Raw genomic sequence first — 16,382 nt, forward strand, 5'->3', positions numbered from 1 at the left:
TTCTTGATTGGCTTTCAAGAGGTATCCCGAACGGGATAGGGAAACCGACAAGCGCCAGAGAAAATATTTTCAGACACGAGCCTTGATCGTCACCCAGTAGCGGGTAACTGCCTGGACGTGCACCGGCAACGAGCGCTCCAGGGCGGCAAGGATCGCGTCGGTATCGTTCAACGGAAAAACACCGGTGAGTAACAGCCCGGACACGGCCGGATCGCATCGCAACAGGCCCGGACGATAGCGACTCAGTTGCGTAACAAATTCGCCCAGCGGCTGGCGTTCGGCGATCAGCCGATGCTCAGTCCAACTGCTGCCGTTGGCGCCCACCGCAGGTAACGCAAGGGTCTGGCGCTGATCGAACCACAGGCTGTCACCGGCGTTCATCTGCACCGCTGCGCCATGCACCGGGGTTACGCGCACGCGGCCTTCGTACAGGTCGACACGGCTGCCCTCGCCCAGTTCGCGCACGGCAAAGCGAGTGCCCAGCGCCTGCACATCGCCGGCCGCCGTTTCCACGATCAGCGGGCGCAGTGCATCGTGGCCGCTGGTCAGCAGGATCTCGCCTCGGATCAGGCGAATACGTCGCTCAGTGGCGCTGAAACGCACATCCACTGCACTGTCGCTGTTGAGGTCCAGACGCGTACCGTCGCTGAGGGTGACGTAGCGGATCTCACCGGTCGCCGTGCGATGTTCGGCGAATGCCGCTTGCCAAGGTTCACTACGCCGCACCAGATAGCCGCTGCCGCCGACCATCAAGAGCGCGCCGAGCAGCTTGAGGGCGGCGCGGCGCTGGGTGTCCGGCGTATCGCGTAGCACCGCGCGGGCACTGTCGGCAGGAACGCCGCCGAGGGTGTGCTGCAAGTGCTGCAAACGCTGCCAGGCGCGACGGTGTTCCTCATCGGCGGCCTGCCACTGGGCAAAAGCGTGACGTTGCTCGCCGCGCAGTTCGCCGCCCCAGTGCAGCATCAACCACTCGCTGGCTTGCTCGACAATGGCCGGGGCGATGGGTGCGTCGTGTTTCATTCTTCGTAGACCACCTGGTAACAGGCGACGATGGCGCGGGTCATGTATTTCTGCACCGAGCTGATGGTGACACCCAGGCGCTCGGCGATCTGCGCGTAGCTCAACCCCTCGAATTGCGATAGCAGGAAGGCCCGGCGCACGTTGTCGGGCATGCGGTCGAGCATGGCGTCGATCTGCATCAGGGTTTCAAGGATCAGTGCGCGGGTTTCCAGCGACGGCGACTCCGGCTCCGGCAGATGGGCAATGCTCTCCAGATAGGCGCGTTCGATACGCAGGCGCCGCCACTGGTCAATCACCAGATTGCGCGCGATCTGCGCCAGATAGCTGCGGCTTTCCTTGTCACCTGGAAAACGTCCGGACACCAACAGCCGCAGGAACGTGTCCTGGGCTACATCGGCGGCGTGCTCTCGATCGCCCAGGCGCTTGCGCAACCAGCCTTGCAGCCAGCCGTGATGGTCGCGGTACAGAAGATGAAGCTGTTGCTGGCCGTCAGTCGCGGTGTCCATGAAAAGCTCAGATACACTATTGAGAGCAATTATCATTACACCTTATTTCGTCACTGACAAAACTCTTTGTCGATCAGCCCCCTGCCGTTTGCAGCGGATATACCGATTCCCACCCGCCCCCCAAGGCTTTGTACAACCCGACCATGGCCAGGGACACGCCGGTAGAACTCTCCACCCATTGCTCCTGGGTCGCCAGCAGCGCGCTTTGCACCGTGAGCACGTTGACGAAGTCCACCACGCCTTCGACGTACTGATGTTGCGCGGTGGTGAGGGCGATCTGGTTCTGGCGCACGGCTTCGGCCAGGCTGTCGCGGCGCAGTTGGCTGGCGTTGTAGCGGGTCAGTTGATCGTCGATTTCATGCCAGGCGCGCAAAACGGTCTGCTGGTAGGCAATCGCCGCTTCCTGCTGTTGGGCTTCGCGCAGCTCAAGCATGCCTTGTAAGCGTCCGCCATTGAACAGCGGCAGGCTCAGCTGTGGGCCGAAGGCAAAGGCGCGTGAGCCCCACGCACCGAAATCCGACAGTTGCATGGCCTGGGAGCCGAGGCTGCCGGACAAGGTGATGCGCGGGTAGAAATCGCCCTTGGCCACGCCAATGCTGGCGGTGGCGGCGTGCAGTCGTGCCTCGGCCTGGCGGATATCGGGGCGACGTTCGGCCAATTCAGACGGCAGGCCAATGGCGACCTGGCGCTGGGTTTGCGGGACGGCAGCGGCCTTGGACAACTGTGCATGCAGGGCTTGCGGCGGCTCGCCCATCAGCAGGCTCAAAGCGTTGATCAACTGATCCTGACGCTGTTGCAGGTCGGGCAGGCGTGCTTCGATGGCGGCGACCTGGGCGGCGGCTTCGGCCACATCCAGGTCAGTCGCCACGCCGTCGGCCAGGCGCAATTGCGAGAGCTTGAGACTGTGTCGCGCCACGTCGAGGTTTTGCTCGGTGACCGCACGGATGTTCTGCACCCCGCGCAGTTGGATGTAGTCCTGGGCGGTTTCAGCCAGCACTGACAGCAGCACGGCGCGACGGTCATTCTCCGCGACTTGCAGCGTGGCGTCGGCCGCCTCGGTTTCGCGTTTGACCCGGCCCCAGAAGTCCAACTCCCAGGCGGCGGAAAACCCGGCGTCCCACTGGTTGAACGCGGCGCGGCCATTCTCGCCGGACGGGTCGTTGAGGCCCTCACCACTGTTGCGTTTGCGCTGATAGGCGCCGGTAGCGTTGACGCTCGGGTAGCGCTCGGCAGTGGTTACCTGGCGCACCGCACGGCTTTGTTGCAGACGGCTGCTGGCCAGTTTCAAGTCGAGGTTGTCGCTGAGGGCGCGCCGGGTCAGGGCCGACAATTGCGCGTCGTGGAACACGTCCCACCAGCGCTCCTGCAAGGGGTCGCTGACGGCATGGCTGGCAGCCTGACGGCCTTGGGGTTCGGTCCACTGCGCGGGCTGCGCGCTGTGAGGGGGCTGGAAGTCCGGGCCGACGGTGCAGGCGCTCAGGCTGATCAGGCCGAGGGTGAGCCAGGCGAGGTGTCTCATTGCTGGGCCACCTCGCGCTGTGGCGCTACGGCTTGAGTATCGACGCTGGCTTCCACCGACATACCGACCCGCAGACGCTCGGTCAGCGGCTGATTGGGCTCAAGCACGATCTTCACCGGAACACGCTGCACGACTTTGGTGAAGTTGCCGGTGGCGTTGTCCGGTTTGATCGAGGCGAAGGTCACTCCGGTGGCGGGCGCCAGGCTTTCCAAGTGGCCGTTGAGCACTTCACCGTCGAGGCTGTCGACGCGCACCTGCACGGCCTGACCGGCATGCATGTGGGACAGCTGGGTTTCCTGGAAATTGGCCACCACATACGCCTCGGCCAATGGCACCACCGCCAGCAACTTGCTGCCCGGTGTTACGTAGGCACCCACCCGTACCGCGCGCTCACCGACCATGCCATCCACTGGCGCGACAATGCGTGTGTAAGACAGCTGATAACTGGCCATTTCCAGCGCCGCTTGGGCACGTTTAAGCCCACCCTCGGCGGCATCACGCAGAGCCGTGAGGATTTCCACCTGCTTGCGCTCGGCCGCCAGCACGGCCGTGGCTTTGGCCAGGCGAGCGGTGGCCTGGTCGATGCGGGTCTTGGCTTGCTGGGCGTTCTGCACAGTGCCGGCGCCGACCCCGGCCAGATGGTTGTAGCGGTTCAGTTCGTGTTCGGCGAAGGCCACTTCGGCGCGATCCGCCGCCACCGTGGCCTGAGCCTGGGCGATCACCGAGGTTTGCCGCTCCAGTGTCGCGGTGGCGTTTTTCAGTTGGGCTTGGGCCACCAGTGTGTCGGCATCGGCGGCCTGAGCGGCAGCGCGAAAATCGCGGTCGTCGATCAACGCCAGCAGTTGCCCGGCTTTGACGCGCTGGTTGTCTTCCACCAGCACCTCCTTGATAAAACCGGCCACGCGCGGCGCCACCTGGGTGAAGTCAGCGGCGACAAAGGCGTCGTTGGTGGTCTGCTGTCGGCTGCCCAACAGCCCAGGGGCAGCCAGGTACACCAGCACGCCGACGGCGAATACGGCGATGGCCGACACGGCAATTTTGTCTTTGCGTTTCATGGGAGTTCCTTTGTGCTAGGTCGGTGCGCGCGGCGGATAGATCCGCGTGGGCATCCAGAAAATCAGCAGGATCAACGCCGCCGCCACCGCGGCCATGACGTAGTACAGATCCGAAGAAGTGAGCACTACGGCCTGCTCGTGCAGACGGTGCGCCAGGCCCGGGGCATCGGCGTCGGCCAGGGGCGAATTACCGAGGCCGTCCACCAGCCTGCTCGAATGAAAATGCACCCGGCGGGTGGTCAGCACATCCAGCACACCCGTAGCGATCACGGCGGCGAGGCCTTTGACGGTGTTGAACCAGGCCGAGGCGAATGGGCCTTCCACCGGTTGGATACTGCCGGTGGAAAGCATCAACAACGGCAACACGGCCATGGGCTGTCCGAAGATTTGCAGCAGGTACAGCACATAGAAATCGTCGCGAATCCACGCCGAGGTCAGGTGCGCGCTGCCCACACAGGACAGCACCAGCATGCCCAGCCCCGCCCCCAGCACCCAGCGGCAATCGACCCAGCGCAGGTTGCACAGAGCAGCCACCAACGGCAGCGCGATCAGTTGCGGCAGCGCCATCAGCAGCATCAGCGGTGCGGTTTGCAGCGGCCGGTATCCCTGCACCTGGGCGAGAAAACTCGACGGGATGAGGATCACCGAGGTCAGCACCATCAGCACGCCCGCCAGCACGATCAAGGCAAACGCGAGGTTGCGCAGGCCCAGCATCTGCAGCTTGAAAAACGGCAGCGGCTGCGACCATTCGTTGAACAGGAACAGCACCAGCAACAGGCTGCCGCCACTGAGCAGGAAGGTGATCAGGCCGGACTCGAACCAGTCCAGACGATTGCCTTGCAGCACACCGATGACCAGCATGCAGATCGCCGGGAAGCCCAGCAGCAGGCCGCGCCAGTTGAATTGCTTGAAGCGCTCCAGGCGCAGCGGGTCCTGCGGTAACCCGTAGGCCACGGCGGCCATCGCCAATAGGCACGGCGCGACGATTTGCCAGAACGCCCATTGCCAGCCGACGTATTCGGTCCACAACGCCGCCAGCGGCGTGCCCAGGCTCGGGCCGAAAGTGGCGGTAAGTGCGTAACCGGCCAGGCCGTACAGCTTGACGTTGGCCGGCAGAAAACGCAGCGCCACGGTCATCAGCATCGGCGGCAGCGCGCCACCGGCCAGGCCTTGCAGGGTGCGCAGCGCCAGCAGGCTTTGGTAGTTCGGCGCGAACGGGCACAGCACCCCAAGCAAGGTGAACAACCCGATGGCCCACAAGGTGAAGCGCCGCAGGGAAAAAGTCACCGAGCACCAGGGCGCAAAGGCCATGGCCGACACGGAGGTGGCGGTATACGCGGCGACCAGCCAGGTGCCTTCATCAAACCCGATGGCGAGCGCGCCACGGATGTCGGCGAGGGCAATCTTGGTGACCATCTCGTTGAGACCGGACACCAGCACCGCCAGCAACACGCCGACCAGGCCGATGATGATGCGCGGGCCGAATACGGGCGGGGCGATGGCGGTGGGTTGGGCTGCGGCCGCAAGGGTGGGGGCAGCGAGGGACGTCATGAACAGGTAACTCGGCGTAGGAAATACCCGAGCAGTTTAATCAGGCTAACACATGACAAAAAGTTACTTATCGGCAGCTTATAAGTGCGCCAAACGCAATCCCGAACCCGGCCAAAATCTCCAGGTGGGAGGGGGCTTGCCCCCGATGCTTTGTGACAGCCACGGTTTTTTCCATCTTTACACCGCTATCGGGGGCAAGCCCCCTCCCACATTTTGACCCTGCATGATTTAGAGGTCAGGTGGGTTGAGCTTCCAGCCAGGTGGCATGGCAACTTTCACGCAGGGTCTCGCGCAGCCATTTGTGCGCCGGGTCGTTGTCGAAGCGCGGGTGCCAGGACTGGGCCAACACCAGTGTCGGCAAGGAGATGGGCAGCGGGAACGCGCGCAGGGGCAGCTTCAGTCGGTTGGCGCTGTAGAGCGCTTCCTTGGGCACCGGCAGAAGCAGGTCGGAGTCGGGCAGCATAAACATTGCGCCGTGAAACCCCGGTGCGATCATCGCCACGCGGCGCTCCAGGCCCTGGGCATTGAGGGCCGTATCGATCGGCCCACGGGCGATGCCGCGCCGCGAGATGCTGATGTGGGAATAGCTGGCGAAGCGGGCGGCGGTGATTTCTTCATCGAACAAGGGATGATCTTGCCGCGCCAGGCCGACAAAAGTGGTGGAGAACAGATTTTGTACTTTCACTTCAGGGCTGGCGGGCATGGTGTTGCTCACACGCAGGTCCAGTCGACCTTCGCGCAGCGCTTCGTCGTCGGTGTCGCCTTCGGGCACGAAACACAGCTCGCACAGCGGTGCGACGCGCTCCATGGTGTCGAACAGCCGCCCGCCGTACACACCGATAAAGAAGTCATTGGCTCGTACGCTGAAGCGCCGGCGCAAGGTACTCAGGTCCACTCGGTCGGCCGAGCGAAACAACAGCGCCGCCTGCTCGACCACGTTGCGCACCTGCTCTTGCAACTGCAAGGCCTTGGGAGTCGGCACCAGGCCACGCCCGGCGCGCACCAGGATCGGGTCGCCCACCGCTTCACGTATGCGCGTGAGAGTACGGCTCATGGCCGCCGGGCTGAGGTTCATGCGGCGCGCGGCGCCGACCACACTGCCCTCGTCGAGCAAAGCGTCGAGGGCGACCAGTAGGTTCATATCCGGTAGTTGCATGCCAAGCACTCGTAAGCGGTCAGGAGTGAACTGGGCGCAATCGTATCAGGCTGGATCTATCAGCGCTGCATGCCCCAGCGCTTGACCGTCAGCCGTTCGACGGTATCGAACACCAGGTTCTCCACCAGCAGGCCGATGAGGATCACCACCGCGAAACGGTATAGCGCTCACAGTGGAGCGCCTAAGCTGAGGTCGCTTCCACGTGGTTTGTAAGACGCGATAAAGGCATGCTGTGAGTGCGCGGAGCGTGGTGTTGAACCACTTACAAGCCGAAACCGTGCGTGTTTGACAAGCTTATGGGCAGTCACTAGTGTGCTTTGGATCCAATTAGCCATCAGCCATTCCAATAAGGAGGGCAGCGTAACCGTGACGCAGAAGCCTACACCTTTGAACAGCATCAAGATCAGCGGTCCGATTCCCGCTCACCTTGCTCGCTCCGTCATAGAAGAAACCTTGCGCAACGCCATCCTCGATGGGCGCCTGCCCTGCGGGACCGCCATGCGTCAGCAGGAGTTGGCCAGCCTGTTCGGGGTAAGCCGCATGCCGGTGCGCGAAGCCTTGCGCCAACTCGAAGCCCAGTCACTGCTGCATGTGGTGACTCACAAGGGCGCCGTGGTCGCTCCGTTGATCGAAGACAACTCGGCCGAAACCTATGAGCTGCGGATGTTGCTGGAATCCGAAGCGCTGCGCTTGTCGATTCCTTTGCTCACCGACACCGATATCGCCGAGGCTGACGCGTTGATTTGTGCGCTGGAGCAAGAAAAAGACTACACCGAGATAGGCCGCCTGAATCGCTTGTTCCATATGACCCTTTACAGCAAAGCCCCTAACCAGCGGCTGCTCAAACTGGTGGAGCACGGGTTGAACGAAGAGGAGCGTTTCCTGCGCTTCAATCTGGAAGCCATGGGGCTGGGCGAGACGTCCCAGGAAGACCACCGGGAACTGCTGAATCTGGTCGCACGCAAGAAAGTCCAGGAAAGCGTCCTGACCCTGCGCAATCACTTGATGCGCGGGATGGAAGTGATCAGGACTTACCTCAATGGCCCAGACGTCGCCAGTCAGAAAGGCCCGCAATAACCTATAACGTTCGCCCTGCCCCCTTGAGCGCGGCAGGGTTGCTGCTCCAGCGCGTGACGTGCGTTATTCAATAACGACTGCCCTCCCAAGAACGCCAACATCAGTACCGGGTTCAAGGCGAGGGCGCGCGGCAAAGAACTTTCCCACCTATATAAAGCGACTTACTGACAAAAGATATTATTTAGAAAAACATCTAACACATTTATATGCTCGCCAAATTAGTTAGCCTGACTATTATCTTCGGCATTAACCCGGCTCCTTATTCAGGGCGCGCAGCCCTTAGACAGAGGGATTGCGCCACGCCTGGCTTATATCCCCTTATCTACTTGCCGTTCAAAAAAGCCCATCGCTGTAGTCACAGTTGACGCAATAACTTATAGGCATCCAGCATGTATCAATCCTTACTTGCACAAAGAGCAGAGCGCCTTTGCGCCCACCCATTATTCAAAGAAATAACTTCTATTCACACATTAAAAAAGTTCATGGAAAGTCATGTGTACGCGGTTTGGGACTTCATGACCCTGCTCAAACGCCTCCAACAAGACCTGACCTGTACACGCTTGCCCTGGCTACCGCCTACCGACCCGGCGGCTGCTCGCCTGATCAACGAGATCGTGCTGGAGGAAGAATCCGACCAACACCCCCAAGAGGGCCAGTGCAGCCATTTCCAGCTGTATCTGGAAGCCATGGATGAAGTCGGTGCCAGCACCGCTTCAATCGAACACTTCATTGCGCTGCAACGCCAAGGCCTGGCCGCCAATACGGCGTTGCTTAGGGCTCAAGTACCGCGCGGCGCGGCCCGCTTTGTCAGCGATACGTTGCAGATCGCATTGAACGCCCCCACCCACTGCGTAGCAGCGGTGTTTCTTCATAGTCGCGAACGCGTGATCCCAAGCATGTTCGAGCAGCTACTGCACGCCGGCACGTTGATTCGAGAGCACGCGCCAACCTTATGTGCCTACCTCAACCGTCATATCGAGCTGGACGCTCAGGATCACGGGCCGGCAGCGCAGCGTTTACTTGAGCGTTTGACCGATGCCCATCCGACTTACCCGCAACAAGCCCACGACGCCGCTCTCGCAGCCATGCAAAGCCGGATCACGCTTTGGGATGAGGTTCGAGCCTCGCTGCTGGAGGTGCAGCCATGAATATGGCCGGTTACCCAGCCTTTGCCGACGATTGGGAGCGCCGCGCAACCATTCGCACACGTCCACGCCGCTTGCTGGAAAACGACGACAAATTGATCTTCCCCTTGTGCCGCCAGCCTCTGGTACTCAGTGCCACCTTTACTGAGCACTGCCCGCAGTGGCGCGACTTTGTGCTGGTGCAAAGTTTTTATAAGTTCATCAATGACGTTGTGATTTTCGAAACGGAAATCGTCGACAAGACTGCTCGCGCCATCGCCAAGAATCGCTTCTCGCTGCCCTTTCCCCTCGCCTGTCGCGTCGACGCGATGACCGTCGTGGTGGACGAGGACTACCACGCGCTGGTCGCTCTGGATTTCCTGCAACAGACCGTAACCATGACAGGCATCGAGCCACTTGAGCTGCCGACACACATTGAACTGAGCCTGGCCCTGCCAGCGGCGCAAGCGCAGGTGCCGGCTCACTTGCGCGATGCCGTGGAGCTGATTGGCGTGGCCATTGCCGAAAACACCGTCACCCACGAAGTGGCCGCGTTCTCCAAAGACAGCAGCGTCAAAGGCTCGATCCGGGGCCTGATGGCCGACCACCTGTTCGATGAAGGGCGCCACGCGCAGTTCTGGACCTGCCTGGTACGCAGCTACTGGCAAAGCGCAAGCCCGAACGACCGCGATGCCATCGCTCAGGCGCTGCCGACGTTCCTCTCGCGTTACCTGACCAACCAACTGCAAAAGCATTTCGACCTGCACCTGATCGAGCATCTAGACGTCAGCACGGACGTGCGCCGTGCATTGCGCGATGACATCAACGCACTGGCATTCCCCATCCATCGCCAGCACCCCTTGATGGGCAACATCCTGGGCTTTGTGCATAACAGCGGCCTGCTGCAAACGCCAAGCGTGGCGCGGGCACTGAACGACTACATGCCGGTTAATAGGAGATTGGCATGAAGCGCCTGACCATCGGCTGGAACGGCACCAGTGCTGCTTTGCAGGCTATCAGGCAGATGCTGGAGCAATACGGCCACGCGACGGGGGACGAAGCCGTCGATCTGTGGATTGAAGACGGTAGCCTGCCGCTGCCAAGCGATATCGGCGAAGCGCCCTGTATCCGCCTGCGCCTGGGGGTGGGCGCCGCCACCGAGTACGGGCTGCCAGCATTGCAACTGCGCGCTTATGACCGCCAGAGGCGATTGCACGGAGCGCTGGAGATCGCCGACGAGCCTACGGGTAACGGCGAACGACAGCGTAAGCAGGTGACGAACGCCCTGGTGGACTGGGTCGCGCTGCAGGTCAGTGAATTCTCACGGGACCCTGCGTACGTGCCGATCAGCACCACGGGCAATGACTGGCCCGAACAGAGCCTGCTGGGGCTCGATGCGTTGGCGTTCATGCATCGATTCAATTGCACGGCAAACCCCGCATTGATGCAGAAGGCGCAAGTGCCGGTGATGGAACGGATGCAAGCCAGCCTGCACGCCTTCGCCGAGCGCCCAGCGCTGAACATCGATGGCTATGCCGTGAGCTACCGCGACTTGCACCGTCGGGCCGCGGCGATTCAACAGCGCTTGCACCTTTTGCTGGAGGCGTTTGAAGCCCCCGCAGTGGTCGGTGTGTGTCTGGATAAATCCATCGAGCTGTATGCGAGCATGCTGGCTGTCCTGGGCAGCGGCGCGGTCTACCTGCCGTTGGGTCCGGACCAGCCTGCACAACGTCATCAGCTCATGCTGGAGACTGCCGGAGCCCGGCTCTTGCTGGATGCGGGCGAACACCCTCTGCGGGAGCGCTTTACCGCACTGGATGTCAGCAGTATCGAGCCCTGCACCGTCGGCAACCCGCCCTTGCCGATGCGACAGCGTCCGTGCCTGGATGCACCGTGCATGGTGCTCTACACCTCGGGTACCACGGGTCAGCCCAAGGGGGTGTTGCTGAGCCAGGGCAACCTGGCACATTTCACCGCCTGGTGTGGGGCGTGCATGAAACTGAATGAACACGCCCGTGTCCTGCAATTTTCGCCACTGAGTTTCGACTCGTCGCTGATCGATATCGTCCCCGCCCTGACTGCCGGCGCCGAGCTGATCATCCCGAATGAAGCGCAACGGCGCGATCCGGAGCTACTGCTGGCGCTGCTGCGACGGCAATGCGTCACTCACGCGTTCCTGCCACCTGCGCTGCTCAGCATCTTGCCGCTGGATCAACCGTTGGGCCTAACGCAACTGCTCACCGGCGGCGATGTGTGCGAGCCCCATGTCATCGAGCGCCTGGCTGGACAGTGTCAGTTCCACAACCTGTATGGTCCTACCGAAGCGACTGTGCTGGTAACCCACCGCACATTCACCCCGGATGACAGCAACCGCAATATCGGCCGCCCCATTGCTAACAGCCAGGTACTGATTCTCGACGAGCATCTGCAGCCTGTGGATGAACAGGTGATGGGCGAGTTGTACCTCGTCGGCCCTGGCGTCAGCCTGGGTTACCTGAATGCACAGGTGCAAACGACGAGCGCGTTTGTCGACTTACCGCTGCCGGGCGGCCAATCGTTGCGGGCCTACCGCAGCGGCGACCTGGCACAGTGGAGCGCCGATGGCATTCTGCTGGGCGGACGACAGGACGATCAGGTAAAAATCCGTGGTTTTCGGGTCGAGCCGCGGGAGATTGAGGAGTGTTTGCGCAACAGCCGGCTCTATCGTCAGGTGGCCGTGGCGATCGACCGCGATGACCGGATCTGCACCTTTGTTGCGCAGCCCGATCACGGCTCGACCCTCGAAGCGCTGAAACAGCACGCACGCCAGTGGCTTCCGGATTACATGCAACCGAATGCATGGGCCGAGCTGCCTGCCCTACCTTGTTCCGACAATGGCAAAGTCGATCGGCAAGCCCTGCTTGCACAGCCGTTGCGGCTCACTATTGCAGATCGACGCCGTGTGGCACACACACCGCTTCAAGCGCGCCTGGCCAACCTGTGGGGAGTGCTTCTAGGGCTGGATGGCGCCGAGTTATCCGTCGATGACAGCTTCTTCGATCTAGGTGGTCACTCGATCTTGCTGTCGGCCCTGTTACTGCGTGTACGCGAACAATTTGGCCGCAGTTTCGCCTTGAGCCATTTCATCGAAGCACCCACCCTTCGTACCCTCGCCACGCTGATGGAAGACGGTGAGCTGCCCGACGCGTCCTCTAGCCAAGCCGTACGAGATGCGCAACGCGAATGGAGCATCAAGATGCTACCCGCCGCGTGCGCAGGCGATCCGCGCAAAGTGATTGTGACCGGGGCCAACAGTTTCGTCGGCGTCCATATTGTTCAGGCGCTGCTGGCCGGCGGTGCGACTCAAGTGGCGTGCCTGGTGCGCGAGCGGCCCGGGCAATGCGCAACGGCACGGTTTACCCAAGCGCTACGCGACTATCAGTTGGAGCATCTGGACCTGAGTCGTGTGCAGGTATTCGCTGCGGATATCAGCCAAGCACGCCTGGGATTGGACGAAAACGCATATGTCACACTCGCCCATGGCTTCGGTGTGCTGGTGCACAACGCCGCACAGGTCAACCATGTGATGGACTATGCGTCACTGACCAGGGACAACGTCGACCCCGTCTTCGAATGCCTGCGCCTCTGTGAGACCCACAGTAAGAAAATCCTCAACTTTGTCTCGACGCTGTCGGCTTCCAGCAGCGTCGACACCCAAGGGCATGTGCTCGAGGCTCCGGCCTGCGCGTCGCTGCCGCTGTTCATCAAAAACGGCTACAACCTGTCCAAGTGGGTGGCTGAGCGAATGTTGGGACGAGCGGTGGAGCAAGGCGCCTGGGTGAATATCCATCGCCCCGGCAACATCAGTTTCAACAGCCGCAACGGTGTTTGCCAACCGCACAAGAATCGCCTGATGTTGATGCTCAAAGGGTCGCTGCAATTAGGCCTGCTACCGCAATTGCATTTGAATTTCGATCTGATGCCTGTGGACTTCCTGGCGCGATTTATCGCCTTTCACAGTGCCGGTTTTAATGCCGATAGTTGCGTGTTCAATCTGCATAACCCACAGCTGTTGAGTTGGGAGCAATACCTGGATGCGTTCAGTCGCGCGGGTTACTGCTTTGAGCGAGTCTGTGTGACGCAATGGCAGCAGGCGCTACGGGCCGTGAGCCCGGACAACGCATTGTTTGGGGTACTGGGGTTCTATCTCGATCGTCTGGACAAAGACATCGGCGATACCACGAGGATCCTGCATGACAACGCACGCAGAGGTGTTCAAAACATGGGCGAGCAGTATCCCGAAAAAGACCGGGCACTCTTGGACAAGGGCTGTAACTACCTCAAAACCATAGGCTTCCTTTGAACCGTTTCAGGACAACTTCATGAAAGCGCTGCAACCCGATACGTTAATTCGCAACCCAAACGGCGTGCCAATCGTTGCCGGCGTCATAGTCAACTGCGAGGCCGCTCGTGTATGGGATCTGGTGGGGCGATTTTCCAACTTTGATGCCTTTATCCCTGCCCTGTCGCGCATTGAAATGATTGGCACGGGCGTGGGCGCTTTGCGTACAAAAATTTTCCATGACGGCAACTGTGCGGTCGAACAACTCAACAGTCGAGATGACGACGCCATGCACATGACATGGACCACGATCTACAACACCTTGGGCGTGGCCAGACTGTGGGCAGCGATTAATGTGCAGGCACTTGGCGCCCAGAGCGCCAAGGTCACCTGGACGATCATCGCGGAACCCGAAGACACAACGCGCAAGGGGTTCGAAGCGTTCGTGCAGGACTTTGCCGACAGCGCCCTGAACAACGTACGTAAATTACTCGACAAGCCGTAGGAGCGAGTTGGCGCGCTCCTACGGCGTGCCCCGGCGAGTCAGATCTTGAAGCTGTCGACCAATTGCTTCAAACGATTGGCCTGCTGTGACAGTGCATCGCAATCCCTCAGGGTTTCGTTGAGGTTTTCCACACCTTGCTGGTTCAGCAGATTGATCTGGTTGATGTCCACGTTGAGCGTCTCCACCACGGCGGTCTGCTCTTCGGTGGCCGCCGCGACGGACTGGTTCATGCCGTCGATCTCAACAATACGCTGCGTCACACTGACCAGGCGCTCGCCGGCCTGGTTGGCGACCTCAACACTTTCCTCGCTGGAAACCTGACTGGCATTCATCGTCGTCACCGCTTCACGCGAACCCACTTGAAGCGAAGTGATCATTTTATGGATCTCTTCGGCGGACTCCTGGGTTCGGTGAGCCAGGTTGCGAACCTCATCGGCCACCACTGCGAACCCACGGCCAGCCTCACCGGCACGCGCAGCTTCGATCGCAGCGTTAAGGGCAAGCAAGTTGGTTTGCTGGGAAATGCCTTTGATCACATCAAGTATGTGACCAATGTTGTCGGTGCTGGCATTCAGGGTTTCGATCTGCGTGCACGATAGGCTGATTTTCTGAGACAGCTCCGACATGGCCAAGATGGTCTGTTCGACCACTTTGCGCCCATCGTCGGCCTGCTCGCTGGCACCACTGGCATGCTGGGACGCATCAGCAGCGTTCCGTGCGATTTCCTGAGTCGCTGCCCCCAACTCATTGATCGCCGCGGCGACGCTGTTGGTGCGTGCGCTCTGCTCGTCGGAGCCGATGATCGAGGCATTGGACGACGCCATCACGCGCTGGGAAAGGTCATGCACCTGACGTGTGGCCGAAGACACTTCGGAAATCGACGCATGAATACGTTCCACGAACCGGTTGAACGCACTGCCAACTTCACCGAACTCATCCTTGCTGGTGACTGCCAGGCGACGCGTCAGATCGCCTTCGCCTTGAGCGATATCCTGCATGGCAACACCCATGGTGGTCAGGGGGCGCAGCAATACTTGAATCAACAGACTCAACAGCACGGCAATCGCAACTACCGCGATTAGCATGGCGATTAACGCAGATGTGCGGAATTTACCTAGCGGGGCGTAGGCCTTGTCTTTATCGATCGACAGACCAATGTACCAATCCGCGCCAGGCAACCCGGTGATGGGGGTGAATGAAAGAATGCGATCCTGGCCATTGAGTACAACGTCCTGATTAATCTTCTCGATACGGACGCTGGTGCCTGGGTAGATGTCCTTGAGGTTCTTCATCACCTGGTCTTCGTCAGGGCTGACGATAACCTGGCCGTCACCGCTGACCAGGAACGCATGGCCAATACCGCCGAAGTCCACCGAGTTGATGATTTTTACCAAGGTTTGCAGGCTCAGGTCACCACCGACCACGCCGAGCAATTCACCGTTCTTTTTAACCGGCATGGCAATAGTGACAATCTGCCCGCCCACTGCGGCCATATACGGCGGCGTAAGCATGGGTTTATCGGCGGCCACGGCTTGCTTGTACCAAGGGCGCTGACGCGGATCGTAGCCGTCAGGCATTTTGGCGTCAGGACGCTGGGTGAAAACGCCGTTGGTTTGACCGACATAGGTGAACTGGAAATTTGAGGTCAATGCGGGTTGATCCACCAAACCTGGCAGATCCGCGGCATCGCCTTGATGGGCAATGTTCTGCGTGAGACTTTCAAGCACCAGTATTCGGCCACTGAGCCAGTTCTGCACGCTGCTGGCGGTCAGCTCACCGGATTGCTGGATAGACGACTCCAGGTTCTGCTTGATCGTGCTCCGTTGCAGATAATCGTTGTAAAGCGTGAATAATGCGAAGGCTAGGACTACGACGCCTGACGCAGCTAGCAGAATTTTGTGGCTGAACTTGAGATTCATTTCGTCGACTTCTTTTGCCAAAGGGGGATGAGCGTGCCGAACGGAACATTCCATGTAACGGTATAGCCGGCTTCTCGGGCCGCTCTATTTCGGTGCACGCATGGCTCATCAGGCTTTCGGCCAAACGGAGTGAAATCTTAAGGTTTTGTGGGAAACATCCTCTTTTTGAGTGTTAAACCGACAGGCGGTAAATCCGAACTACCAAAAATCATTAAACCAGCCTATGACACCCTTCAATGGCGAATCTTTGATTTGACGCCTATTAATTCCCTATAAACGACAAAACCCCTGCCTGCGTTAGCAGACAGGGGCTTTGGAATTTAATCTTGACGATGACCTACTCTCACATGGGGAAACCCCACACTACCATCGGCGATGCATCGTTTCACTGCTGAGTTCGGGATGGGATCAGGTGGTTCCAATGCTCTATGGTCGTCAAGAAATTCTGTGTACCAGATCGACCTTGAGCATCGTTCCGGTGAAAATTCGTGGACTTCTACATAAAACAAAACCCCAACTGCTTTCGCAATTGGGGTTTCGGAATTTAATCTTGACGATGACCTACTCTCACATGGGGAAACCCCACACTACCATCGGCGATGCATCGTTTCACTGCTGAGTTCGGGATG

12 protein-coding genes, 2 rRNA genes and 1 pseudogene are annotated in these 16,382 nt (G+C 60.1%); 5 read left to right on the forward strand and 10 right to left on the reverse strand.

Annotated elements, in window-relative coordinates:
* Positions 1–69: 69 nt before the first annotated feature.
* From FIV35_RS21540 to FIV35_RS21570, 7 genes and pseudogenes are all read right to left on the reverse strand, one after another.
* Entirely contained in the window at positions 70–1,020 is a 951-nt protein-coding gene (locus FIV35_RS21540) for a FecR domain-containing protein (RefSeq protein WP_034136389.1), read from the reverse strand.
* Positions 1,017–1,526, reverse strand: coding sequence for a sigma-70 family RNA polymerase sigma factor (locus FIV35_RS21545; protein WP_034095247.1), 510 nt, complete (start codon positions 1,524–1,526; stop codon positions 1,017–1,019). Before FIV35_RS21545 ends, FIV35_RS21540 begins: the two co-directional genes overlap by 4 nt.
* A 73-nt stretch (positions 1,527–1,599) precedes the next feature.
* Positions 1,600–3,045, reverse strand: coding sequence for an efflux transporter outer membrane subunit (locus FIV35_RS21550; RefSeq protein ID WP_034136388.1), 1,446 nt, complete (start codon positions 3,043–3,045; stop codon positions 1,600–1,602).
* Positions 3,042–4,100 (reverse strand): HlyD family secretion protein, encoded by a 1,059-nt coding sequence (locus FIV35_RS21555; RefSeq protein ID WP_034136387.1) that lies wholly within the window; start codon positions 4,098–4,100, stop codon positions 3,042–3,044. Before FIV35_RS21555 ends, FIV35_RS21550 begins: the two co-directional genes overlap by 4 nt.
* A 15-nt stretch (positions 4,101–4,115) precedes the next feature.
* On the reverse strand, positions 4,116–5,651 hold the full coding sequence (locus FIV35_RS21560) for an MFS transporter (protein ID WP_034136386.1): 1,536 nt from the start codon (positions 5,649–5,651) through the stop codon (positions 4,116–4,118).
* A 235-nt stretch (positions 5,652–5,886) separates the two neighbouring features.
* On the reverse strand, positions 5,887–6,807 hold the full coding sequence (locus FIV35_RS21565) for a LysR family transcriptional regulator (RefSeq protein WP_034136385.1): 921 nt from the start codon (positions 6,805–6,807) through the stop codon (positions 5,887–5,889).
* 59 nt (positions 6,808–6,866) lie between these two features.
* Positions 6,867–6,959: pseudogene (locus FIV35_RS21570) on the reverse strand (ABC transporter permease); the annotation flags it as partial.
* A gap of 214 nt (positions 6,960–7,173) precedes the next feature.
* Here FIV35_RS21570 and FIV35_RS21575 point away from each other — a divergent pair.
* From FIV35_RS21575 to FIV35_RS21595, 5 genes are all read left to right on the forward strand, one after another.
* Positions 7,174–7,884, forward strand: coding sequence for a GntR family transcriptional regulator (locus FIV35_RS21575; RefSeq protein ID WP_034095238.1), 711 nt, complete (start codon positions 7,174–7,176; stop codon positions 7,882–7,884).
* A gap of 389 nt (positions 7,885–8,273) precedes the next feature.
* Entirely contained in the window at positions 8,274–9,032 is a 759-nt protein-coding gene (locus tag FIV35_RS21580; protein ID WP_034136384.1) for a DUF3050 domain-containing protein, read from the forward strand.
* The gene (locus tag FIV35_RS21585; protein ID WP_034136383.1) at positions 9,029–9,976 is read left to right on the forward strand and encodes a diiron oxygenase; all 948 of its coding nucleotides are present in this window, start codon (positions 9,029–9,031) and stop codon (positions 9,974–9,976) included. Before FIV35_RS21580 ends, FIV35_RS21585 begins: the two co-directional genes overlap by 4 nt.
* Positions 9,973–13,350, forward strand: coding sequence for an amino acid adenylation domain-containing protein (locus FIV35_RS21590; protein ID WP_034136382.1), 3,378 nt, complete (start codon positions 9,973–9,975; stop codon positions 13,348–13,350). Before FIV35_RS21585 ends, FIV35_RS21590 begins: the two co-directional genes overlap by 4 nt.
* Before the next feature lie 19 nt (positions 13,351–13,369).
* Positions 13,370–13,834: an SRPBCC family protein gene (locus tag FIV35_RS21595; RefSeq protein WP_083377922.1), complete on the forward strand. Its 465-nt coding sequence runs from the start codon at positions 13,370–13,372 to the stop codon at positions 13,832–13,834.
* A gap of 38 nt (positions 13,835–13,872) precedes the next feature.
* On the opposite strand, the gene FIV35_RS21600 is transcribed toward FIV35_RS21595, so the two are convergent.
* The 3 genes from FIV35_RS21600 to rrf (FIV35_RS30365) all read right to left on the reverse strand — a co-directional run.
* Positions 13,873–15,753 (reverse strand): methyl-accepting chemotaxis protein, encoded by a 1,881-nt coding sequence (locus FIV35_RS21600; RefSeq protein ID WP_034111183.1) that lies wholly within the window; start codon positions 15,751–15,753, stop codon positions 13,873–13,875.
* A 324-nt stretch (positions 15,754–16,077) separates the two neighbouring features.
* Positions 16,078–16,193 (reverse strand): 5S ribosomal RNA (gene rrf, locus FIV35_RS21605).
* A gap of 108 nt (positions 16,194–16,301) precedes the next feature.
* A 5S ribosomal RNA gene (gene rrf, locus FIV35_RS30365) occupies positions 16,302–16,382 on the reverse strand; the annotation flags it as partial.

The sequence above is a fragment of the Pseudomonas rhodesiae genome (assembly GCF_007858255.1).
GTDB lineage: Bacteria > Pseudomonadota > Gammaproteobacteria > Pseudomonadales > Pseudomonadaceae > Aquipseudomonas > Aquipseudomonas rhodesiae.